The following is a 23,554-nucleotide window of genomic DNA, read 5'->3' as shown; positions in this document are numbered from 1 at the left end:
GGATGATCGCGCTGACGAAAGGAGACATGTGATGACTGATGCAATCGATGCGAAGAGCGACGTTCTGGATGAGCGCGAACTCGACTGCGTGAGCGGCGGAATCAAGGGAGCACTTGCGGGAGTGTGCAAAAAAGACGAAGGAACGTCTGGTCAAAACGACCCGGCCCAAATGTTTCAACAGATTTTGCAGCAATTGACCCAAGGGTATTAAGCGCACCGGGCGCGGGTCGGGTCCCCGCGAATGGTGTTTGGTTGCTTGCCCACAGCGGCTAATGGCCCGTTACTGACCTCGGCCTACGTCCCTTCTGGTCCGCTATTCGATATACCGCCGACTGCTAGTCGTTGCCGCGCGATCCCAGTCTGCCGCGCGGGTCGCAACCTGTGGGTCGGGAACGGACAGGTGAATGCGCGCGGCTCACTTTTTGTCGGCGATGGGGCTAATGCATCCAGCTCTGTCGGGGCGATTTTGGATGATTTGCAGTAAAAGGCATGTTGGGGATCAAGTTAATGGCTTGCACCACCTGCCGAGTGTCTATCCGTTGTACATGCACCTCTCGGACATTCACGACTACGCAATTCAACCCCGCATAGCTCTAATCTCGGCGCGAGACGGTTCAACCGCCTGTTCGCAGGTGCGCGCTTCGATGAATTCGATGGTGATTTCCTGTTCGTCACGCGAAAGACGAGGACACAGCAGCACAGATAGAGGATGGGTGCACGCTTCCATTATTGCCTCAAAGATACTGGATCATGAGATCAACATCGTGATGGTGTTGCCGAGGCAGCTGGTTGATTGAAACGACCAGCCTACCTGTCGCTCAAGCTGTCGCCGTAGTGCGATTTACGGTTACAGGCGCCCGGAGATGAAGCCCTAGGGGCCACCCGTAAATTTCCCAAGTGCGCGCAACCGGTCGTGCTGATTAAGTGGTGCAGGTTGAGGGCTACTGAGATCGAACCGGCATTGCGTCCGTCGGACGACTGTGGCCAGGCGCCTTGATCGTGACCTCGGATCCCTTAGGAATGTACGGTGCTCGCAAATGCCCGCTACCGGGAAGGGCCGGCGGCTCCCAACGTAGCCGTTGATAGCAGCCTTGCCGTGCTTTCAGTTCTGCGCGAGTGTATTGCAGCGTAGGATCTTCGTGCTCACGATTGAGCAAGTCGACGGTGGATACTGATTGCGAATGGAGCAGGTCCTCTCAAACGGCAGTCGTGTGCGCTCACCGGCCAGGACCTGGGAAGTGATCGCGCCACGACTGCGGGATTTCGGCATCACGAGGGTCGGTGACGTCACCGGGCTGGATCGGATCGGCATTCCGGTCTGGATGGCCGTGAGACCCAATGCGCGGACCCTGTCAGTGTCGCAGGGCAAGGGTCTTGACCCGATTGCAGCCAGGGTCTCCGCTGTGATGGAAGCGCTGGAACTCGCACATGCGGAAAGCGCCCGGCTCGAGGTCCGGGATGCGACCGCCGCCGAGATCGGAGCCTTAGGGCAACTCGTCGATCTTGCCGCGCTGCCGCGCTCGCGGCATTCGGTCTTCGGCAGCAGGACGCCATTGGCATGGACCCCGGCGCGACGCCTTGCTACCGGCGATGCCGTCTGGGTGCCGCTGGAAATCGTCAACGCGGATGCCTGCGTCCCGCGACCGGCATGGGCGGGATCGTTCCTGCATACCACCAACGGTCTTGCGTCCGGCAATACTGTCGATGAGGCGACCCTGCATGGGCTGTGTGAAGTGATCGAGCGCGACGCGATGGCTTTGTGGCATCATGCGCCTCCCTTACGGCAGGCGGACAGCCGTATCGATCCGGACAGCGTGGACATGCCCATCGCGGCACAGTTGATCCGACGCCTGCGCGCGGCCGACATAGAACCCATCATTTGGGATACCACCAGCGATATCGGAATTCCGACCATCCGGGTCGTGCTCCACGACGATACCGCCGATCCCGTCACCAATCCGCTGCCGGCGAGCGGTGGGGCAGGCTGCCACCCCGATCGCACGATCGCGCTGTGCCGCGCGGTGACCGAAGCCGCCCAGAGCCGGCTCACGGCTATCGCGGGGTCGCGGGACGATGCAGGCCGGTTGCGCTATCGCGAGACGCAGAACGCCGGCGCACTCGACACCTTCCGCGTCCTGGCACGCGATCTTTCCGGCACACGGCCCTTCGCCTCGGTGCCGGACGCCGCGGCGGGCAGCGTCGGGGAGGCTCTGGAACTGGTTGTCAGGCGACTGGCGCGGGCCGGACTGACAGATATCCTGGTGGTCGACCTCAGCAGGCCAGACATGGGAATCTCCGTGGTACGCGTCATCGTGCCGGGCCTGGAAGGCGTCGTCGACTCTCCCTCCTATGTTCCGGGAGCCAGGGTCCGCGCGCAGGCGGCGAGCCATCGGTCATGACGGTCTATGTGTTTCTCGGGCCCAGCCTGTCGCTCGACCGCGCGAGGACGATCCTCGATGCCACCTATCTGGCACCCATCCAACAGGGCGACCTGGCCCGATTGCTGACGCGCCGGCCGCGCTATGTCGGCATCATCGACGGATATTTCGAAACCGTACCGGCGGTCTGGCACAAGGAGATCCTGCTGGCTCTTAGCCAGGGCGTACACGTGTTCGGAGCGTCCAGCATGGGCGCCTTGCGTGCAGCGGAACTGCACGCATTCGGCATGGTCGGGGTAGGCCAAATCTACGAGTGGTTCAGTGGGGATGTCATCGTCGCAGACGACGAGGTCGCGGTCCGCCACGGTCCCGCAGAACTCGGCTATCTGCCGCTCAGCCAGTCCTTGGTGGACATTCGCGATTGCTGCGCAATTGCCCGTGCCGAGGGTGTCCTCAATCCGGCACTGGCGGACCGGATCGTTTCGGCCGCACGATCCCTGCCATTCTGGGAGAGGACCTGGGGCTCGGTAGCCGCTGCGGTGCCCGACGCAACACCGGATGAAGTCTTCGCGCTGGCCGCATGGCAGGAATTCGCGAGCACCCGCTATGTGAGCCTGAAGTCGCGCGATGCGGAGTTGCTACTGCAACGGATGAAGCTGGCTGTCGGCGAGCCCTGGCAGCCTCACCGGCCCTGTTTCGAGCTGGATCGCACAATCTTTCTCGAAAGATTGCTGAACGAGATCGCGATGGAGAGCAGCAGAAGCATTCTCGGACTGCCGTTGGCTGCGGACGAAGACCTGCAGGTGATGGAAAGCCTGCGCCGCGCCGCGCTGCTTCGCATCGTCGCGCGAGAGCAGGCCGGCCGCTCAGGGTGGGAGTCGACCGAGGCCGAGTTCCTCGATCGAGCGGGTGCACTCTGGTCGACTCTCGGCATGACCGACTCCGCTGCGGCAGAGCGATGGATGACTCGACATGGTATCTCCGAGGAGATGCTGCGACTTCACCTCGTCGATGAGCTGAACGTGGCGCGGCTCGCCAACATGCACAGGGTCGCGGTGGAGCGCGAACTTGCCACCGAGTTTCTGTTCAGCCAGGCCCTTCAGCGCACTGGCAATTCCGCCGCGGGCTCCGAAACAGCAGACGAATAGTCCTGCCAGAACGCGTCGTCTGCATGCCAAGGGACTGCGAGTTCTGTCACGTAGCGGCGGCCATCGCGATCCCGCACGATGAAATCATCCGGGAGAGGCCACAATTCTTGGATGCGAAGCGCAGGGCCATGAGCCTGCAACTCCTGTCCAAGCAAGTCCACGGCCAGCGCGCTGTCGGTGGCCAGCAGGCTTTCGGTCTGATGCTGCGCCTGAAATGTGTAGACGAGACCCGGCAGCCCCCTTGCCCGTACGAAGCGCCGCCATTCGATCAGACGCTCGGCGCCGCGCGCCCGGGCCAGCGCGGTGCCGATGCTCGCGTCCGGGGTCCATCGCTGCGGACTGACCACAGCATCGTCGAGCAGGAGTCGAGGCAGGTGGTGCCAAGTTTCGATTTCGCAGTTCAGTCGCGGAATGGGTGCCATCAGGGGCGGGCGCCCGAGGAAGAAGGAGACCGAGGCCAGCACTGAGGCCATCCGGTCAAGACCTCCCAGGTACGCCGCGGAACGGGCGGAGGCAATCGTGAGGTTCGGGTCACCGTCAGAGCTCAGCACCGGCCTGCCGTGATGGTTGAACGTGATCCGTGCGCTGGACATGAACCGGCTGTCGGTATCGAGCGGATCGATGAGCTGCAGCAGGGATGGCGGACGTGCTGTGACGTTCGGATTGTGGTGATTGCGGATCGCGAGGTCACGGAATTGAATCCGCGGCCATCGGGCAGTGGCCTGCGCGAGCTCGGCGGCCTGCCACTGCCGGAATGGGTCGTCCGGGTCGAACAGATGCGCAAAGCGTGAGTGGAAAAAGCAGGGCTCGGGCGTCAATCCACCAATCCGGAGCGGAGCATCTCCATCCGCGGTCGGACGTCCGATCAGCAGCAGCGCCGAACCCGGAGGCAAGGTGACGGCTCTGTCGGCCGAATCGTCGGCTCTAAGACGGTGAACGGGCTGCGCCGCCACCGGCCCGATCTCGCGCTCCCAGCGATCGAAAGCCGCCTGTGCCGCAGCTCCGAAAGTGCAGGCGGTGCGTTGCAGCACACGATGCTGCCATGACGGTGCCCGCTGGGTAGGGTCGGTCTCGCCGCCGCGGCTGAGCAGTTGACTGAGAGGAATGCAGGCATCGTCTCGCGCATCGAAGAAATGCGAGATCGCGATTCGGGTTTCGATCTCGCCCAGACCGAAGCGGTCGAAGGCCCAGTACCGGCGCAGCGTCTGGGCAAGTCTGTCTACCAGCTTGCCGGGGAGAGAGAAGCGGAACGGAGCCTTCCGGTCAGCTGCCAATACGTCTTCGTCGCGCCGCAGCGCGGCCCCGTAGCGTGCGAGCACCGCGCCGACCGTGTTGTTCGCGGCATCGAGCAGATGCCTCAGGTCGTCCGGCTCGATCGAGTCCGCGCGGGTTTCGATCTCGTCGGCGATGGCGCGCAACGCGGATCGGCATGCAAGCCATGCGTCCTGCTCGCTCGGAGGCAGTCTCTCGATCGTGGCATCGAGCGCCTGCCACGTGTCGGAAAAGAATGGAGGTAGGCTGGCCGTCGACCATAGGATTCCTCCTGTGATCCAGTTCTCGCAGATTGTCCGGACGTGATCGGGAGTCAGGCCGGTCACATCGGCGCAAAGGGCCTGTTCGATCTCGCGCAGAAGCGGCCGGTCCTCCGTCCCGAATGAGTTCAGCAGGATATCCAGCGGAGCGTGATGCGCAATGCGCCCCACCACCCAGTAGCCGGCCGAGAATGTGCCGAACTCCCATTGGGTGTCATCGATACGACGAAGGGTCGGATTGCGCCGCCATGAGACCAGATCCATCCACGGCTTGCGACGATTGAGATGATCGAGTCCGCGCAGGAAGATGGACAGCACAGGGCTGGCACGGATCGCTGGAGGGGCCGGGCGCACGTCGAGCAGTGCCGGCGCTCCGTGCGTCACCGTCTCCAAGGCTACGCCTGCCCAGAGCCCGTTGGGAGTCGCACGCCCGATCGCACGCATCAGGTAGCGATGCAATACGCTCTGCAGCCGCTGGCGGCCGCGCCGGCTCGGGGGCACCTGCCGTGCTTTCCGATATTGGGCGTAAAGAGAGGAGCTGGCGAGGCACAGCGCGCGCTGGAACTGCGCTTCGCCGACGATCTGGTCGAGTGCGGTGCCCGAGCGCTGCATTTCGGCTGCGTGAGCCTGCTCGATCGCGGCACGTTCCGCCGCATGTCGCTCCCGATCCGCAGCGAGGGCGAGAAAGACCGGGCCGACCGCAGCGCTGATGCCTGCATCCTGCAGCAGCACGCGGATCAACCGGTCCGGCAGGGGATGCAGCGTTCCCGCCAGAGCTCGCTTCAGCGACAACGCCAATCCGCGAACCCGACGGTCCGGGATTTTCGGAATCAATTCGTGCAGCTGCGCCGCGAGAAGCCGGCTGCTGTGGCGGATCTCATCCTCATGCCCGATCCAGCGGTCGATCCGCTGACAGAGCTCGCTGGCGCGCAGGGGCTCAAGGCATTCGATCGGCCATCCCGCGATGCGCAGTATGGCCGGACCGAGCGGACGGCGGTCCACCGCGGTGGCGGCATCTGCGGGGTTTCCATCCATCACCCGGGTGCCGTGTGCTGCGGCGTCGTGGCGGTCACCGGAGGCAGCTCACGCCTCGCGGGAGCTGGTGCAGCGCCTGTCAGCTGCTGCTTCGGATTCCAGGCGGCCGCCATGACGCCCGCCAGCGCCGTCAGCCTTGGCTGGTCGTAGCCATGGCGATTGAGGGTGAACAGCGCAATGAACGGCATTATCGATCTGATCCCGCAGCTCATGCGGCCGTTCTCCCGTGCGCGCGACAATCCGTCGGCAAGGGCGGCATTGGCCTGTTGATAGCGCGCGGCAAGATCTGCCTCATGCGGCAGCGCAGCTGCCTGCAGGTCGCAGATTCTTGGCGGACACGTTGTCATGCTGCCCGGCAAGCTTGCCCGCACCAGTACGCCGAAATTGCACCACGCGTCCCAGACCTCGCACGGGTCCTCCATTGCGCGCCAGAACAGATCTTCGAGAACGGCTTCGATGAATGGACCCCGCTCGCGGTCAGCGAATCCGTTTTCTGCGAGCCGATCGCTCCTGATCCACATCAGGCTGTCGGTGTTCCAGAATTTATGGACCGCCCTCATGCATTCGGGCCCACCGAATTGACGGTACTCCGGCTCGTAAACGCTGCTGAAATACCGCAGCACATGACCTTCTGACCTGGCGCGTCTCAGCAGTGGAAGGAGCCGTACCGACAGCCGCTCGCGGTCGCCGGCGAAGCGAAGGCGCAGATCGGGCGGCTTGCGCTGGAAGAAGAAACCCGCACGGGCCGACGCCGGCAACTCTTCGATGGCGCGAAGGACATGCCGGGCGGCCGGAAGCGCCGTCCCGTTGTGGCGGGCCAGCGCCACGTTCAGTTGCAGCCACCGATCGTTGCGACTGGCCATGGTCTAGGCAGCTATCCGCATCATGGCACTACCCGCCAGACCGCAGGCGGGCCGTGCTGACGGCAATCTGATTATGGACAAGGTCGTCGATCTCCCGTGCGTAGGCGAGTTCCAGAGCGCGCACGACCGCGAAATCGCGCATCGCCTTTGCGAATGCCCCAGCAGAGAGATTTCGTATCGTCATCCACGCAACGAAATCCTCCTCCTTCTCAAGCCCGAAGCCCCGGCGAAAATCCTCGGAGGTAGCCGCGATGTCGGCGTCCGTGATCCTGATACCGGCGCGCTCCGCATCACGGCAGGCGAGGATCCGCAGCAATGCCTTCTTGCGGACGACAGCGAGAGTCTCTCCGCAGTCCGTGAGCGTACCTTCGTCACCTGCCTTGATCCAGCCGCTAGCTGTGTGTTCCGAGCTCATCGCGATGTCGCTTCCTGCGTGGCGACATCGTGCCCGAGATCGGTAACCACGTCCAGCAGGCGCTGCCGAACGAGCGTCACCACGAGCGCCTTCAGATCGGCGCGCATCTGACTGGTGGCACCGACACCGGCGAGGTCGGAGAGGATTTCTGGCCCCGGGCGATAGCGCGGGTCCTCGCCTAGCCGCCAAAATGACAGGGGATCGAGCGACACGCTGTTGCGCCGTGATGTCACGACGCACTTGTCCTCTCCCCGCTCGATGATCGCAGCACGGTTCCAGGCAAGGCGATAGCGTGAACCATCGGGATGATCGGGTACACCGACGCGATGCGGAAAACGGGTGCCGTAATATCGATCGGCATAGATCAGTGACCATTCCTCCTGGGCCGGCCATACCACCGGCGGCCATGCGTGATAGCTGGCAAAACGCTTGCTGATTGCGGCGCTGGCTTCGCCGAGCAGTTCGGCAATCTCGGCACGCGTCAGTCCCCTGGTATTCTCCCAGTTCGTTCCGACGCCGAACAGGAAGTCGCGATCCTCGACCGGCGCGTCGATGCGAATGCCGTATTTGTCGGCCTCGGAGAAGTATGGAGTATCCGTCAGGATCTCCAGCTCATGGATATCGAAGGTGTTGCCGGGGTCGTCGAAAAGATCAGTGTTCTCGGCAAAGAAGTCGATCGTACGGCGCGCGCTGTCGTGGTCCTCGCCAGGGAAACCGATCATCGAGAACACATGGAAACGGATGCCGGCATCACGGCAATTGTTCAGGACTGTCGCCGCATTCTCGATGCGAATTCCCTTCTGCATGCCGTCGAGCGTCCGCTGATCCGCCGATTCCAGGCCGAAATAGAGTCGACGCAGCCCCACGGCTGCCAGCTTGCTGCAGAGCTCAGGGGTGAAGCCGGGCTCGAGCCGAGCGTATCCGGAAAATGCAAGATTTGGTCTGCCAACCGACACCAGCGCGTCCGCGATCCTGTCGAGAACTCGGGGTGGCAGTGCCTCGTCCGCCAGCAGAAAATGCCGGCAGTCGTATTTGCTCGCGAGAGCATCGATATCCGAGGCCAGCCGTTCGGCAGGGCGGGTGCGGTAGCGCTTGGGCGAGACGCGGTTGATGAAGGGAATGTCGCAAAACGTGCACTCGTCGTGATAGCAGCCCTTGCCCACCATTACCGGCAGGACGAGGTGAGGGCTCAGATAGCTGCCGAGAGGCATGCCATCGAAATCCGGCGTTGCCAGGGTGGCGTAGTTTTCGATGTGCAGCTTCGTCGCGCGAACCTCCTGCTGGTCCATGTAAAGCAGGTTCGGGACCTTCTCGAGTTCATGAGCTCCCTGAAGCTGGTTGACCAGCTCAACCAACGCCGTCTCGCCCTCGCGAATGACGACTGCATCGGCAAATTGTGTGAAGAATTCCGGCAGGTGCGGCAACCGGTGCGATACCTTCGCGATTGCGGTCCCGCCGAGCACCACCGGGAATCCCCTGCGGCGCAGCTGCCTCGCCAGCGAAAGTCCAGGCATGATCTGCCAGCGCAGCGTGAGCGAAATGCCGATGAGATTGAAATTGCCGGCGTCCAGCCTGCGAAAGACATCGGCGTCCCAGTGACCCTGAAACAGGTTCGTTGTTGGGTCGGCTGTCATCTGGAGCAGGTCCGAGAACCTGCTTGGGTCGACACCCTCCACGTCATACCGCAGGATTTCGGTCTGGTAGCGGACATTGCGCTCGGACGCGAGCGAGACCAGATCCAAGCAATTGTACAGCCGTTCACGTGCTTGGTTCAGCAAGACAGGGTCGCAGAACTGCGCCGGATCGCGGATTGTCCTCAGGGCCGCCGGAATCGTCTCGGCCAGTTCGGGGGCACGGCCTGCGGTCCGCTCGAGCAGGGGACGCTGGTTCGCGTCGGACCGTGCGGCCCTGCGGGCCACCCGTTCTCCCGCTTCGAGCAGCCGTTCTGGCCGCAGCAGATCGAGCACGCCCTCGATGTCGAGATCGAAAAGCGAAACGTGAACGCCAGCGGTGCGCAGGGCCGCCGCGAGTGCCGGCAGGGGAAGCCTCGGAGCTCTCGGGTCCCCTCCGGGAGGATAGATGAGAGCCACACGGAACATGGTCAGACCAGGTGTGCTGTCAAGGGATCGACCTTCGCCGGCCCGCGTTCTCGCGAACTGCGTAGAAAATCTCGCTCCGCCCGATGTTGCCCTGCGTCACGGCCTGCAATGGCTGCAACGACAAAACGCTCGCGAAGCTCTCAAATCCTCGCGGAGGAAAGAGCTTCGCGAACTGGCACGCTCATATGCTGCGACCAGCCTGAGATTGCGGCCCGGATGCTGCCTACCAGGGGCACATCACGGTCGATGTCGCGACCTTGCCGAGATCCAGCTTCGCAGACGAAATCGCTGCAGTGTGCGACGAGATGTTGGTCGCGAGATGGACATGGCTTGCGGTCGGGAAGCTAACGCCACCAGCGACAGCATTCAGGTCATCGATGCTCAGTTCCGCGTCCTTCGCCTGGCCCTTGCTGTTCGCGGCGACTTCCTCCCTCAGCTTCTTGACATCCTCTTCGGGCATCTTGGTCTGCGCGAGGATCTCGGGACGAAGGTAGTAAACGTTGCCCGCGTCGTCCGTAATGAACAAGCCGTTGGGTTTCTCATCAGCCATGTCGCATTCTCCTTGCAACTCACAAATTGAAATCCCCGCGCGAAGGCTAATCCAACCTTTTCGGATTGGCAATATGAACGCATGTGATGCGTGTGTGACGTGCAAGTAACCCGGGATGTGATATGTGACGAAGATCATCGACACGCAAACGACTCGGCAGTCGCAGCGCAGCATCGATCTACGCCGGTTACGCACGCGGGCTTCGATGGACAGAAAAATTCCGATGCAGTAGCCTTTTGAAGTGGTTCTGGGGAGAAGCGATAGACTCGCGCCTTCTGTTGTTCAGCGCAGCTGACCCGGCCGGGATGTCGAGACCAGGAGCACGCCCGATTTGAGCGGTTCTGTTCGACGCAATTTTTCACAATTTGATGGGAGACAGGTGATGCGTGTTGCCGAGACCATCGACAGGCTGAAGGATCACCTCAACCGGTGTGTGCGCATCTCCAACGTCCTGGCGATGTGGACGATCACGACACCGGAAGCGGAGTTGAAGACGGTTTTTGGCCGGCACCTGCATTGGGCCGTTCAGGCGGCAGAGCGCCTGCGGGTGCGGCTCGCCGAACTGGCAGTCGATGTCGATCCGCGCAAGCTTCCCGCACAATCAGCAGCTGACGACTTGAAGGCCTGCGAGGACGCACTGACCACGCCCGACAAAATCCGCGCACTCTATCAGCGAGCGCTGCCGAACTTGCAGGCGTCGATGGCGGACCACGCACGGCGTACCGGTGCGATCGCGGACGAGCCGACCATTCGGATTCTGGACGATCTCGTTGCCGGCATTGCGGTAGCGACGTCCGAGGCCCACAGGGCCTTCGAGGACGTGTGCAGGACGTTCCCGAACATCGAGCTTGAATCATCTGCGGCAGAGGGGCATCTGCCGCCCCGCATTCCGTTCCGCCCCGCGCGTGACAGGCGCTTCTCGGAAACCGCCGCCGATCCGAACCTCACTGATACGGTCAAGCTGCTGCATGTGTTCTATACCGACCTCGAACTGTCGACTATCGAGGCGTGCAGCCGGATGATCGTCGAGTTTCCCGCCATGCCTTGGCAGTTCGTCATCGACATGGCGCGGCAGTGCTGGGACGAAGCGAGGCATGCGGAGGCGTTCCGGACGCGGTTGCTCGAACTCGGTGGTCATCTCGGCGCTTACGCGGTCTCCTATGCGCTCTGGGAAATGGGCGCGGGCGAACCCGTCGATGTCAGCCTCGCCGTGCAGCAGCGTGTGGGCGAATGGATCGGCGTGGACGGCGCGATCTGGCAGGCGCAGCAGCTGAGGTTCGGCGGGGACGAGGCGACCAGTCTGCTGTTCGATTACGTCACGCTCGACGAAATCACTCATGTCGCATTCGGCAACAAATGGCTGCGTGCGATAGCCGGCAGCGAGGCCAGGGTGAAGCAGGTCCATGATCTGGCGCTGGACAAACGTTCCGCCTGCGGCAAGTCCGTAAACGGGCCGCTGACGTTCCCGTATAACGACTGGGCCTGCGAGCGAGGCGGTTACACCGAGGCAGAGCGCGATGAATTGCGGGCCCGATTCCTGAAGTATGGCAGCCAGTTCAAGAGCCTCGAGACGCAGCCCGAGCCGGATCGGGTCGCCATCGGCGGAAGATGACGGACAGGCTGCGCAAAGGTTCTGCTTCAGACGGGAGGCACCGCTGAAGGCCAGAACCTGTCCGGATCCAACGCGAGCCGGCCGAAGCGAGGCTGAAACAGGGTTGGGCTGAAATAGCTGGTGATCTGGTCCCCCTGCACACCGCCGATGCTCCGCCGGAAGCCGACATAGGTGTGGAGGCCGTCCGAATCCGCCTCGCGGCCAGCCAGCAGCGCATCGGCGACTCGCCGGTATTCGTCGGCCTGCAGACCCGCCTCCGTCAGCAGCGCGGCGATCCGCTCCGCAGCCACCTTGTCGCTCGCTGCATAGGGGTAGAGCGGCAGATACAGCGTCATTGCCGATGGCCCGGAGCGGTCGCCCGCATTCAGGTGATAACAGGTCATTGCCGGACGCTCCTGCAGGGCATCGGCGGAACGACAGATAATGCGGCAGGCGTCGGCAAAGCCGAGCCCGCTGGTGATCCCGATCCGCTCGGCCCGGCGATCGAACTCGGCCGGCGCAGCTTGAAAATGGCGGACATAGATCTTCACCCGCGCCATCGAGGCCGGCACGAGATCGACGGCAAGATGCGTGGTCATGTCGCCAAGTACTTCGAGAAGCGAGCCCGAGACGTGGCCGAATCCCAGCCGCTCGAGCGCGGCGGCAATCAGGTCGCTGCTGGCCGACCGGCCGCGCGCCGCGGGATTGAAATAGACCTTGCATAGTGGAGCCGCGCTTCCACGCCAGTCGACGGCATGCCACATCGCAAACAGAGCGGCCGTGTCGGTTGGCCTGAAAAGATCCGCGAGCGCCTCGAGGGGCGCGAGATCGACCCCGCGAATGCCTGCGAATTGCTCGCAAAGCCGCTCGCCGGCGGCCCAGTAGGTTTGCGGGCATGGCGGATCCGCCTGCGCCTCGATCAGGAAGCGGATCCTGGTGCCCTTGGCATCGAATGACGTCGAAAGCTCCATGGGAGTGCAGTCGTCGGTCATCCCGGACCAGCGGGGCGGGATCGGCAGCCGCAAGAGTCCTGCCGAGGTGCACAGGCCGGTGAAGAGCGTGATGATGCCGTCCTGCTGATCGATCAGGCCGGTAGCAGTGCAGATGCGGCGCAGCTGCTCCCGAGCGATGTGGACGGCTTCGATAAGGTCACCCATCGGCTCTCGCTCACATGCGTGGCACGCCCGCCTCTCGACGTTCATCTTTCTGTGGGGGTGCATACACCACCCCCCAGCCCTTGCCGCACGCGGGAGGGCTGATCAATCAGCGCGATCTGCAGCAGATTCGCCCGGATCAACTCGTCGATCATTCGCCGGAGCCTGGGCCGCGCCTCCTCCCCGGTCCCTGAGAGGTTGAGCGCAATGCACTCGGCGAGGAACTCCCGTGCCAGCCGCGGCTGTCCTGAGCCGAGCAGACGGTAGGCGCATTCCGAGAGGGTTACGACCTTCGACCGTGACGAGACGCGGATTCGCGGGCCATCGTGATCGACGAGGACGTCGGGACACCACGCCAGCGAAAACGGCGACGGATCATCATCATCGGGGAGCGTGGTCCGGAACGGGAAATCGCGGCCAGCATAGTGGTCGGCATAGAGCACCGCGAACTCCTCGAAGCCGGGCCACAGATGCAGCTCGGCGTTGTGGAAGCGGGAATAGATCCGGCGCAGTGCCGCGCCATACTCGCCGACCAGGCGGATGACGTCCTCGCCCGCAAGGCCGCGCGTGTTCGACCAGTCGAGGCGGACGCCGATGACGAAGTCCTTGTCGATTGCGGCCTGGGGAATCTCCACACCGAGGTGTGCTGCATTGGCGAAATACTCGGTGCGCAGTTCGAGGCCGAACGGATGGATGTCGAAGCTGTTGCCGGGATGGTTGATGATGTCCGCATTGTCCTCGAAGAATCGCAGCGTGTTGCGTGCGCTCCGCTCGGTCTCCTCAGGGAAGCCGATGATCGAAAAGATGTGGAACAGGATGCCGGCGTCACGGCAATGCTGCAGCACCGGGCGCACGTGCTCGATCCTTATACCCTTCGCCATGTGGTCGAGGGTGGCCTGATCGCCGGATTCAAGTCCGAAGAAGAGCTTCCGCATTCCCATTCGGGAGAGCTTCTCGCACAGCGAGACTGTGAAACCAGGTTCGAGCCTGGCATAGCCGGTGAAGGAGAGCCGGCGAGCGGCATGAGGCGCGAGCGCGTCGGCCAGCCTGTCCAGGAGCCGCGGCGGCAGCGCCTCGTCGGTGATCTCGAAATGGTGGCAGTCAAAGCGCTCGTTCAGGGCGAGGATGTCCTGCGCGATCTTCTCGGGACTTCGGACGCGGTAGCGTTTCTTCGATACGCTGTTAATGAAGGGAATGTCGCAGAACTTACACTCGTTGAAGTAGCATCCCTTGCCGGTGAGGATGGGAAGTACCGGTGCCGGCGTGAGATAGTCCTGGAGCGGAAAGTCCGAAAAATCGGGGACCGGAAGTCGGTCGATATCTTCGACGTGGGTGCGTCCGAGGCGCACCCGGCCAGCATGCACATGGAGAAAGTTGGGCACGCGCGAGAAGTCCCGGCCAGCTTCGAGCTGTGCGACCAGTTCGAGGATCGCGGTTTCCCCCTCATACACCATGACCCCGTCGGCAAAATGCGCGAAGAACTCGGGCAGCTGCATGAGCTTCGTCACGAACTTGCTGAACACCGTGCCGCCCAGCACCACGAACAGGCCACGCTCCCGCAGCCGCCGTGCCAACGTGAGTCCCGGAATGATCTGCTGCCGGTTCACGATCGAAATGCCGACCAGTCCCGGTTGGTCCGCCGCGATCGAGGGAAGCAGCTCTGTTTCCCAGAAACGATCAAACAGATTACTGTGGCGATCCGCCGTGACGGCGATCAGGTCCGGCAGGCTCTGTTCGTCGATTCCGTCCACGTCGTAGCGGATTGGACAGAGGCTGTAGTGAACCGGCCGCCCTGCCGCCGCACCGGCGAGGTCGAGTCCGTCCTGCAGGGTCGCGCGGGCTTCCCGGAACAGATGGGCATCGAAGAAGTCGATGGGATCGCGCAGGATCGCGAAGGCACGGGGAATGCTCTCCGTCAGGGCCTCGCCGCGACGAAGCAGGCCTGACAGGGACGCCGCGTCCATGCCTCCTGGCCGGTGACGCTCGAGTGTCTTCAAATTCGCCGCGACCGCGTCCGGACGCAGCAGGGCCGTTAGCCCGCCGATGTCAGCGTCGATCAGCCGGGTTGGAATCCCCGCGCCGCGCAGCACCGCGGCAAGATATGGTAGCCCGAGATGGGGAGCCCTTGGATCTGTCGCCGGCGGAAAGATCAGTGTTGCCTGCATGTGTGAAAATCCGCGTATCGCTTGACCGCTTCACAGGCGGGGCTGGAGCGATCTCAGGATCGCCTGTGTGCTCTCGATGAACTGCTTCGCCTGGCGCGCCTTGTCGGCCGAGAGCGGACTGCGCGCGCACTGGTCGGAAAGGTCGGCGAGACGCCGGCGCTCGGTCTCGAGAATCTTCAAGGCGTTGTCGACGGCGAACCGGACCACGCCGCGAAGGGAATTGTCGTCGTCGAAATCCTTCAGCTGGCTCTCGATGGTGATCAGGTACTCGTAGCTCTGCAGTTCGCCGGCGATCTGGGTCAGGCTGCGCAGGGTCGACCGGATGCACTCGCCATCGGTCTGCGAGAGATCGGGGCGCCGCGAGATCATCGTGATGTCGGTCATCACGTCGGTTGAGAGCTGTTTGATCGAGGAGATTCGCTCGAGGTCGGCCTCGGTGAGCACGCGGGCATGCGCGGCATGCTGCAATACAGCAAGCGAGAACAGGCACGCCATCACCGCAGCGACCGCCGGGGTCGCGGACCTTGTTCTCGTTCGACGGACGAAGATGCCGGTGCAGGACATTTCGATGGACCGTGTGACGAACTCGTCGGCGCGAGTATAGGCGAGGGGGCGTTGTCGCACCAGTGTCCGCCCCGGCCTCGCAGCCCGGCAAAGCTGCGGCCGGAATTTGATGCTGGTCAGCACGGTCCGGCTTCCTGTATAGTTTTTCGGCCGGTTTGGGGAGCAGGTCAGTTTCCAGCTGTGCCGATCTGCTTTCGACATCTCGGCGTCAAGGACGCGACGGCAGAGCGGGACGCTTTATGAGCGAGCCAAACAAGACCTTTCGCGCAGTCGCGCTCGAACGTGCGACCTCCCTCGAACAGCTCGATCATCTCGTCACCATCACGCGGCCGTTCGACTGGATCGTCGCCGCGGTCATCCTACTCACGGTCGGTACTGCCGTGACATGGGGCTTCTTCGGGCGCCTGCCGACGCGGGCGCAGGCCGAGGGCATTTTCGTGAGCAGCGAAGGCCGCGTCGTCGACGCGGTGTCCGGCGCCGCGGGCCGGTTGGCATCGATCGAAGTGGCCGTCGGCGATCGAGTCACGAAGGGACAGGTGATCGCGAAAGTCAGCCAGACGGAAATCGAGCAACGCTATCGCGACGCGATGGAGGTCCGGCGCGAGCGCGAAAGCGAGCACGAGACGCTGAAGGTCAAGACCGCGGCCGAGCTCGAGCTGAAGACTCGCAACTTCGCCAAGCTGGAAGAGGCGTTCGTCCAGATCATCCTGGCGACCGACCAGCGGATCGCCTATCTCACCAGCGATCTCGCCAATCTCGAAGGACTGCTCAGCAAGGGGTACACGACGCGGCGCAACGTCGAGGAGCGGCGCCGCGAACTGAGCGATGCGCAGCAACGCAAGGAAGACACCCAGAACGAGATCCTCAAGCTAAAGGCGCAGAAGACCGACCTCGAAACGCAGCGGCAGCGCGAGATCGAGCAGTCCCAGTACCGGGTCAATGAGGCGCGCCGGCTCGTCGAGAAGCTCGTCAGCGATCTCGGGCGCGACACCGCCGTGGGCAGTCCCATCGCGGGACGGGTGCTCGAGATAAAGGTGTCGCCCGGTTCTGTGCTGAACGTCGGAACGCCGGTCGTCGTCGTGGAAACCGAGGGCTCCGCGCTCGACGCCATCCTTTATGTCCCCGCCGACAAGGGCAAGAGCGTCAAGCCCGGCATGGAGGTCCGTCTCGAACCGCGCACCGTCAAGCGCGAGGAGTTCGGGACGATGCTCGGTACGGTCCAGTCGATTTCAGACTTCCCGATCACTCCGCAAGGCATGGCCGCCGTGCTCCACAATGACAGCCTGGTCACGCAGTTTTCCAAGAACGGTGCGCCCTACGCGGCGACTGTGCGCTTGAAGCAGGACCCCAGCACTGTGAGTGGATATCATTGGGCGGTCGGCAAGGGGCCGGAGATCCGGCTGAGCAGCGGAACGCTGACCAAGGCCGAGATCACGACGCGCGAACGACGTCCGGTCGAATTGATCGTCCCCATGTTGAAGCGGCTGACAGGCATTTCCTGATAAGGCATTTGTCGATGAGAGCGTCTGGCTGATGTTCCCAAGCATGAGACGCTGGTTCGGCGGCGGACCCATCAGGCGGACCCCCACCATTCTGCAGATGGAGGCGGTGGAGTGCGGCGCGGCCGCTCTGGCAATGGTGCTGGCCCATTACGGAGCCTGGATTCCTCTCGAACAGCTCCGCATTGCATGCGGCGTGTCGCGCGACGGAAGCAAGGCCAGCAACATCGTCAAGGCGGCGCTCAAGCTCGGCCTCGCGGCAAAGGGCTTCCGCAAGGAGGTCTCGACCTTAACCGAACTGCCGATGCCGTGCATCATCCACTGGAACTTCAACCATTTCGTGGTGCTCGAGGGCATCGACGGCGATCGCGTCTCGATCAACGACCCGGCGGTCGGCCGCCGGCTCGTCGATCTCGCCGAGCTCGACCGCTGCTTCACCGGCGTCGCGCTGGCGATGGAGCCGACCGCGGCCTTTCAGAGGATCGGGAGCAAGCCGAAGGGGTTCCGGCTGCTGCTGCGCGAGTTGAAGGGCTCGCGCGGGCCCCTGGCGCTGGTGATCACTGTCAGCCTTGCGCTGATCGTTCCGGGCATCGTGATTCCCGGCTTCTCGAAGATCTTCGTCGACGAGATTCTGATCCAGAGTAACGAGAGCTGGCTCAAGCCGCTGCTGATCGGAATGGCGGCCACGGCCGGCGTCCGGGCGCTGGTTGCGGGCTTGCAGCAATCTCTGCTGCTGAGGCTGCAGACCAAGCTTGCGGTCGTCATGATCAGCCGGTTTCTCGCGCATGTGATCTCGCTGCCGATGGACTTCTTCGCCCAGCGCCATGCCGGGGACATCGCAACCCGCGTTGCCACCAACGAGCAGATCTCGCGGCTGCTCTCTGAAGGTGTCGTCACCAATGCGCTGAGCCTGGTTTCGGTCGTGTTCTTCGGCATGGCCATGGCGGCCTATGACACGCTGCTGACTGCTATCGTCGTGGGCTCCGCCATTATCAACCTGGCGGCACTGAAATTTATCGGGCAGCGGCGCGAGGACATTTCGAGCAGTCTTGCCATGGAGCGTGGCAAGCTCGTTGCCAGCACCATTGGAGCGGTCCGCACGATCGAGACGCTGAAGGCGTCGGGGCTGGAGGACGAGGCCTTCGCCAGCTGGGCTGGCATCCAGGCGAAGACGCTGAATGCCGATCAGAGGCTCGGCCTCTCGTCCAACGTGCTGGAAATGCTGCCGACCTTGCTGTCGGGCCTGACGATTGCCGCCGTGCTTGGAATCGGCGGCCTGCGCGTGATCGAGGGCTCGCTCACTTTGGGCGGGCTAGTTGCGTTCCAGTCGCTCATGGCGAGCTTCTCCGCACCGGTCACCAATCTCGTCAACCAGATCGGCAGCCTGCAGACGATCAAGGGCGGATTGCAGCGGCTCGAGGACGTCTACAATTATCCGCTCGAGCCGGAGCCCAAGGCGAGCGCCCCGGAGCTGCCAGCCAAGCTGACCGGCCGCGTCGAGCTTCGGGACATCATCTTCGGCTATTCCATCCTCGAGCCGCCGCTGATTTCTGGGCTTTCGATTACCGTCGAGCCAGGCCGGCGGGTCGCGCTGGTTGGCCCGTCCGGCAGCGGCAAGTCGACCCTGGGGCGGCTGATCTGTGGCCTGTACAAACCGTGGGCGGGCGAGATCCGCATCGATGGGCGAACCCTGCCCGAGATTTCGCGCGACGTGTTTGCCAATTCGGTCGCCTATGTCGACCAGGACATTTTCCTCTTCGAGGGCACGGCGCGCGAGAATCTGACGCTGTGGGACTCCACAGTGGCAGAGCCGGAGATCTCGCAGGCCCTGAAGGACGCGTCCATTCATGAGGAGATCGCGACCCGCATCGGCAATTACGATTGCTACGTCAATGAAGGCGGGACGAACTTCAGCGGCGGACAGCGTCAGCGCATCGAGATCGCCCGCGCGCTGGTGGTCAATCCCTCGGTCGTGGTGTTGGATGAGGCCACGGCGGCGCTGGATCCGATCACCGAAAAATCGATCGACGATCAGCTTCGCCGCCGTGGCTGTACTTGCATCATCATCGCCCATCGCCTGAGCACGATCCGCGATTGCGACGAGATCATAGTGCTTCAGCAGGGCCGCTTGGTTGAGCGCGGCACGCATGAGCAGTTGATGGCGATCGATGGTGTCTACAGCCAGCTGGTGGCGCAGCAATGAACGAGGAAGCACCCGCCACGCTGCAGATGCTCGATGCAGTCCCGTTGCCGGCTGCGGACGAGGGTGCTCGCATGATCCTTGACAGCCGGCACCCGGTGACGCTCGACCGGCGGGGCCGCGTCCTGCAGGTGATGTCAGGACATGTCGATGTGTTTGCGATCGGTACCGTCGGGGACGAGCAGACCACGCCGCGGCAGCATCTGTTCAGGATCGAGCAGGGCTCGATCCTGGCGGATGTCCTTCAGGGCGAAGATCCGGGCCTGCGCATGGTCGCGGTCGGGAGCGCGGGCGCGGAAGTTGGAGTGACGAGTTACGCCGGATGCTCCGACGAGACGTTACGGACCTGGATGATCAGGTTGTCGCGGCTGATCGCTGGGTCTCATCCAAGCTGGGACATGCTGGAGGCGAGCACGCTTCTTGCGGTCGAGATGAAGCACGGCGAGAGGCGGCGAGGTCCGGCACGCAACGTGCTGTTCCTGTCGGTTGCGGTCGGGAGTGCGCGCCTGATGGGACAGGAGCCGACCTTTCGTGCAGGCAGTCCGCCGGTGCCGCTATCGTCCGGGATGTGGGTCGAGGCGGGCGCGGACTCATGCACGCTGGTCAATGCCGGCGACCCCACAGGTCCCGAACTGCATGCGGTGCTGGACCGTTTTCATCAGGCCGCTGCGGCCTGCCTGCGCGAGCAGTTGCACGAGGCGCCGCGTCTCGATGCCGAGCGGCTGGAGCGGCGTCAGGAACTGACCCGCTCGCGGGCTGCCGAGCTGGTTGACCGGCTGTCGGCCATCATCGTCCGCCCGTCCACACCGGTCGACGTCGCATCCGCCAATTTTTCCGAGGATCCCCTGGTGGCAGCTTGCGCCGCTGCGACGCAGGAGCTGAAGGTGCAGATCCAATCGCCACCCGGCCGCTCGAGCCGGGACCGGACCTATGATGATCTGGTCGAGATCGCACGTGCATCCCGCCTGAGGGTACGCCGGACCCAGCTGCGACGCGACTGGTGGCTGCAGGATGCAGGTCCAATGGTGGGCTGGTTCGGAGCTTCGCGCGATCCGGTGGCGCTGCTGTGGAGCAGGGGCCGCTACGTCATGATCGGGCTGGAGCCCGGGAGGCGGCGCGTCGTCGAGCGTGCCCTGGCGCCGGAACTCGACCCGGAGGCTGCAAGCTTCTATCCGACCCTGCCGGCTTCCAAATTGAAGCTCCGGGACCTGCTGGTATTCTCGCTGCGCTTCGTCCGCGGCGACATCGCGCGCGTTGCGATCGCCGTTACGGTTATAGGATTGCTCTCGCTGGTCACCCCGCTGATCACGCAGGCGCTTGTCAGCTCCGTGATCCCGCGGACCGAAATTGACCAGCTGACGTTCTGTGCCATCGCGCTCACCGTTACCGCGATCGCGGGAGCTGGTCTGCAGGCGATGGAGGGAACGGCGATGCTCCGCCTCGAAGGGCGGATCGACTGGCGGCTGCAGGCCGCGGGGATCGACAGGCTGCTGAAACTGCCGGCCTCCCTGTTCCGAGAATACACCGTCGGTGATTTCGTCAGTCGCGCGCTGGGCATCGATGCGGTACGGCGGATCCTGACGGGCCAGACGCTGCGCAGCCTGCTCGCCGGGCTATTCGCCTGGTTCAGCGTCGTCCTGATGCTCGTCTATGATGCCCGTTTGGCGCTGATCGGTCTGGCGCTGCTACTGGTCAGGGCGATCGCGATCATCGGCACCAGCGCACTGCGCATCTATCACGAAACGCGGCAGTTCAACCTGCAGGGCAAGGTCGAAGGATTCGTGCTGCAGATCCTCGCCAGCATCGGTAAGCTGCGCGTCGCCGCGGCAGGCGTCCGCGCAATGGCGGTGTGGTCGCGGCAGTTCGCGGTGCAGAAGCGGCACTTCATCGCGTCGCAGCGCGCGGCAAATGCGCTGTCGCTGTTTGAAGGCTCCTATCCGACGATCGCCACGCTCGTTCTATTTGCCTATGCCGCCTTCGCCAAGAGCACGCTGCTGCAGGATTTCGGCGCCTTTCTTGCGTTCCTGGCAGCGTTCGGCCAGGCCATGGCCGGCGTCGGCATGTGGGCCAGCGGCGTCAGCGCCTCTCTCGTCGCCATTCCGCACATCACGCGGATCCGGCCGCTGGTCACCGCGGAAGCCGAGGTGGCCGATGACCGCAAGCCGCCCGGGGCACTGTCGGGTGCGGTCGAGTTCTCCCGCGTGACCTTCCGCTATATCGCACACGGCCCGCCGGTGATCGACAATGTGACGCTAAGGATTGCGCCCGGCGAATATGTTGCGATCGTTGGGCCCTCCGGGAGCGGCAAATCGAGCCTGTTCCGTCTCATGCTGGGTTTCGAGAAGCCGGAATCGGGCGCCATTTTCTTCGATGGCAAGGCGCTCGACACGCTCGATGTCGGTGCGGTGCGCCGGCAGCTGGGCGTGGTGCTGCAGAATGGACGTCTCGCCACCGGCAGCATTTTCGAGAATATCTGCGGCGGCCAGCCGCTGCCGCTTGAGCAGGCTTGGGCGGCGGCCAGAATGGCCGGGCTGGACGCCGACATCAAAAAGATGCCGATGGGGATGCACACCGCCATCGCCGAAGGTGTCAACACGCTGTCGGGCGGACAGCGCCAGCGCATCATGATCGCCCGCGCGGTCGCGCGTCGGCCACGCATCCTGCTGTTCGACGAGGCCACGAGTTCGCTCGACAACCGCTCGCAGGCGATTGTCAGCGATGCGCTCGGAGCGCTCAATGTAACGCGCATCGTCATCGCGCACCGGCTCAGCACGGTCCGTCAAGCCGATCGAATAATCGTGCTGAGCGAAGGCAAGGTGATGCAGAGCGGCACCTACGCGGAGCTGAGCGAGGCGAAGGGCCTGTTTGCCGACTTCGCCCGCCGGCAGATGCTTTGAACTCGGAGGCCTGAAGGTCGGGGGTGATCATGCGCAAGGTACTCTACATCTTCGGCCTTTTGACCGACGGAGACATCGGCTGGCTGGGCATGAACGGTAGCTGCCGCCGGATCAGGAGCGGAGAAGTCCTGATCGAGGAAGGGAAGCAGACGGATTCGCTGATCCTGCTGCTCGAGGGCGAGGTCCAGGTTTCGGCGCGGGGGCACGGCGACATCGCGCGGATGAGCGTTGGCGAGATCATGGGCGAGGTGTCGCTGGTCGACTCGGCCCCGCCGTCGGCCACGATAGCCGTCGTGGCCGACGGGATGGCGCTGTTCATCGACAAGGCCCTGCTGCTCGATAAGCTCAATCAGGACGAAGGCTTTGCCGCGCGCTTCTATCGCGCGCTCGCCATCTTCCTCGCGGACCGGCTGCGTGCGACAAGGCAGCCGACCACCGACCGCCTGATTGACCTTGCCGGCATTTCCCGCGACGAACTCGACATGGGAATTATGGACGGCGTCGCTGCCGCTGGCGAGCGCTTCAACCGGCTGCTCCATGCCCTAGGCGTCCAGCAAGGCGGCTGAGTGCGCTCTCAAGTCCCGGTGCAGTCGGTCTGCCCCGACGCGATTTAATTTCTGCCGCCGCTTGCCGCGTCAGTTTATCTCGTGATCTAATCCGCGAGCCCCCTCCGAGCCGTAAGACCTGCCTGTTTTGGTTCTTCCGGCCCTGCGCACATCGTCGTTTCACCGCCTGCCGCTGCGCCATCGGTAGCGGTTGCAGGTGCTGCACTGGGCTGCTACACATCCGCTGTGTCGCGCGGATTTCCTGAGTTATTTCAGTAGCCTGCAGGCGTCGACGATCTGGCTGAGTACCCTCCCGCCCCAGCCAGCGGTTAAACCGACGAGTTCGTTATGTTGTAGCTCTCTTCGCGCCAATTTCTTGGGCGCGTTTGGAAGTGGAGCTTTTAATGCCCCGGTCTGGAATCGAACTAGGCGGCATCGTGCATCACATCGACATGCTGGCTTATCTCCGTGGCTTTCATCCGGAACACGTACTGGTGAGACTACGCCGACAGATCGGTGATGCGCTCATCGTGGAATAGCGCATTACGGCGCGCAAATCGGAGAACCAAGCAGCTCGGACAAGAGAGTGATCGGATCGTCTGTACGTTCGTTGGGCGGCCGAGACTACCGGAGACCTCATCGCGAGATCGGAGATGGACTTCTGGCGGCGTGGCAGACGGGCATTCGGGAGAGTATTCGGCTGAGTCCTGGGCTTTCGCGTGTCGCACTCGGATAGGACGCCTTGCTTCCGAGGCTATTGAATACTGCTGGTTGGATGCGGCGAGTTGGGGACTTTGATTTCAGAAGTTCTGTGCTCCGGTGCGTGTGATGTGCGGCACAGAGCGATGCGGCGAGGAAGGCTATCGTCAAATCATCGAACGGCAATCACGCGGTTCGACTTTGATCCAAAGGGAAATTG

The 23,554-nt window shown here is 63.4% G+C and carries 16 protein-coding genes; 8 read left to right on the top strand and 8 right to left on the bottom strand.

The window, feature by feature from the left end:
* The first annotated feature begins 31 nt into the window (after window positions 1–31).
* The 3 genes from CVM73_RS32010 (at window position 32) to CVM73_RS31995 (ending at window position 3,526) form a co-directional block, all read left to right on the top strand.
* Window positions 32–211 carry a hypothetical protein gene (locus CVM73_RS32010; RefSeq protein WP_100235763.1) on the top strand — a complete coding sequence of 60 codons (180 nt, stop codon included), beginning with the start codon at window positions 32–34 and terminating at the stop codon, window positions 209–211.
* A 970-nt stretch (window positions 212–1,181) separates the two neighbouring features.
* The gene (locus CVM73_RS32000; RefSeq protein ID WP_100235762.1) at window positions 1,182–2,399 is read left to right on the top strand and encodes a YcaO-like family protein; all 1,218 of its coding nucleotides are present in this window, start codon (window positions 1,182–1,184) and stop codon (window positions 2,397–2,399) included.
* Complete coding sequence (locus tag CVM73_RS31995; protein WP_100235761.1) at window positions 2,396–3,526, top strand: TfuA-like protein; 1,131 nt, start codon at window positions 2,396–2,398, stop codon at window positions 3,524–3,526. The genes CVM73_RS32000 and CVM73_RS31995 overlap by 4 nt, the downstream gene beginning before the upstream one ends.
* On the opposite strand, the gene CVM73_RS31990 is transcribed toward CVM73_RS31995, so the two are convergent.
* The 5 genes from CVM73_RS31990 to CVM73_RS31970 form a co-directional block, all read right to left on the bottom strand.
* Entirely contained in the window at window positions 3,478–6,093 is a 2,616-nt protein-coding gene (locus CVM73_RS31990) for a lantibiotic dehydratase (RefSeq protein WP_100235760.1), read from the bottom strand. The genes CVM73_RS31995 and CVM73_RS31990 overlap by 49 nt on opposite strands.
* Window positions 6,093–6,956, bottom strand: coding sequence for a thiopeptide-type bacteriocin biosynthesis protein (locus CVM73_RS31985; RefSeq protein WP_100235759.1), 864 nt, complete (start codon window positions 6,954–6,956; stop codon window positions 6,093–6,095). Before CVM73_RS31985 ends, CVM73_RS31990 begins: the two co-directional genes overlap by 1 nt.
* A 28-nt stretch (window positions 6,957–6,984) precedes the next feature.
* The gene (locus CVM73_RS31980) at window positions 6,985–7,371 is read right to left on the bottom strand and encodes a hypothetical protein (protein ID WP_100235758.1); all 387 of its coding nucleotides are present in this window, start codon (window positions 7,369–7,371) and stop codon (window positions 6,985–6,987) included.
* Entirely contained in the window at window positions 7,368–9,470 is a 2,103-nt protein-coding gene (locus tag CVM73_RS31975; RefSeq protein ID WP_100235757.1) for a B12-binding domain-containing radical SAM protein, read from the bottom strand. Before CVM73_RS31975 ends, CVM73_RS31980 begins: the two co-directional genes overlap by 4 nt.
* Window positions 9,471–9,693: 223 nt before the next feature.
* On the bottom strand, window positions 9,694–10,020 hold the full coding sequence (locus tag CVM73_RS31970) for a hypothetical protein (RefSeq protein ID WP_100235756.1): 327 nt from the start codon (window positions 10,018–10,020) through the stop codon (window positions 9,694–9,696).
* A gap of 382 nt (window positions 10,021–10,402) precedes the next feature.
* Between CVM73_RS31970 and CVM73_RS31965 the strand changes: the two genes are divergently transcribed.
* Window positions 10,403–11,632, top strand: coding sequence for a DUF455 family protein (locus tag CVM73_RS31965; protein ID WP_100235755.1), 1,230 nt, complete (start codon window positions 10,403–10,405; stop codon window positions 11,630–11,632).
* A 26-nt stretch (window positions 11,633–11,658) separates the two neighbouring features.
* Here the strand turns inward: CVM73_RS31965 and CVM73_RS31960 are convergent, their stop codons facing one another.
* From CVM73_RS31960 to CVM73_RS31950, 3 genes are read right to left on the bottom strand one after another with little or no spacing between them, the layout of a single operon-like run.
* A complete protein-coding gene (locus CVM73_RS31960; RefSeq protein ID WP_158237633.1) occupies window positions 11,659–12,813 on the bottom strand; it encodes a tryptophan dimethylallyltransferase family protein in 1,155 nt (384 codons plus the stop codon).
* On the bottom strand, window positions 12,810–14,930 hold the full coding sequence (locus tag CVM73_RS31955; protein WP_100235753.1) for a B12-binding domain-containing radical SAM protein: 2,121 nt from the start codon (window positions 14,928–14,930) through the stop codon (window positions 12,810–12,812). Before CVM73_RS31955 ends, CVM73_RS31960 begins: the two co-directional genes overlap by 4 nt.
* Window positions 14,931–14,960: 30 nt before the next feature.
* Window positions 14,961–15,554: a hypothetical protein gene (locus CVM73_RS31950; RefSeq protein WP_146006694.1), complete on the bottom strand. Its 594-nt coding sequence runs from the start codon at window positions 15,552–15,554 to the stop codon at window positions 14,961–14,963.
* A gap of 179 nt (window positions 15,555–15,733) precedes the next feature.
* Here CVM73_RS31950 and CVM73_RS31945 point away from each other — a divergent pair, with 179 nt between their 5' ends.
* Genes CVM73_RS31945 through CVM73_RS31930 form a run of 4 tightly spaced genes read left to right on the top strand, consistent with a single transcriptional unit; the run spans window position 15,734 to window position 22,656 of the window.
* Window positions 15,734–16,996, top strand: coding sequence for an NHLP bacteriocin system secretion protein (locus CVM73_RS31945; protein WP_100235751.1), 1,263 nt, complete (start codon window positions 15,734–15,736; stop codon window positions 16,994–16,996).
* 43 nt (window positions 16,997–17,039) lie between these two features.
* The gene (locus tag CVM73_RS31940; RefSeq protein ID WP_245452490.1) at window positions 17,040–19,196 is read left to right on the top strand and encodes an NHLP family bacteriocin export ABC transporter peptidase/permease/ATPase subunit; all 2,157 of its coding nucleotides are present in this window, start codon (window positions 17,040–17,042) and stop codon (window positions 19,194–19,196) included.
* The gene (locus CVM73_RS31935) at window positions 19,193–22,090 is read left to right on the top strand and encodes an NHLP bacteriocin export ABC transporter permease/ATPase subunit (protein WP_100235749.1); all 2,898 of its coding nucleotides are present in this window, start codon (window positions 19,193–19,195) and stop codon (window positions 22,088–22,090) included. The genes CVM73_RS31940 and CVM73_RS31935 overlap by 4 nt, the downstream gene beginning before the upstream one ends.
* A 29-nt stretch (window positions 22,091–22,119) precedes the next feature.
* Complete coding sequence (locus CVM73_RS31930; RefSeq protein ID WP_100235771.1) at window positions 22,120–22,656, top strand: cyclic nucleotide-binding domain-containing protein; 537 nt, start codon at window positions 22,120–22,122, stop codon at window positions 22,654–22,656.
* Window positions 22,657–23,554 lie beyond the last annotated feature (898 nt).

It is taken from the genome of Bradyrhizobium forestalis (assembly GCF_002795245.1).
Lineage (GTDB): Bacteria > Pseudomonadota > Alphaproteobacteria > Rhizobiales > Xanthobacteraceae > Bradyrhizobium > Bradyrhizobium forestalis.
The sequence above is the reverse complement of the archived record's forward strand: the minus strand, read 5'-3'. Positions and strand labels throughout refer to the sequence as shown.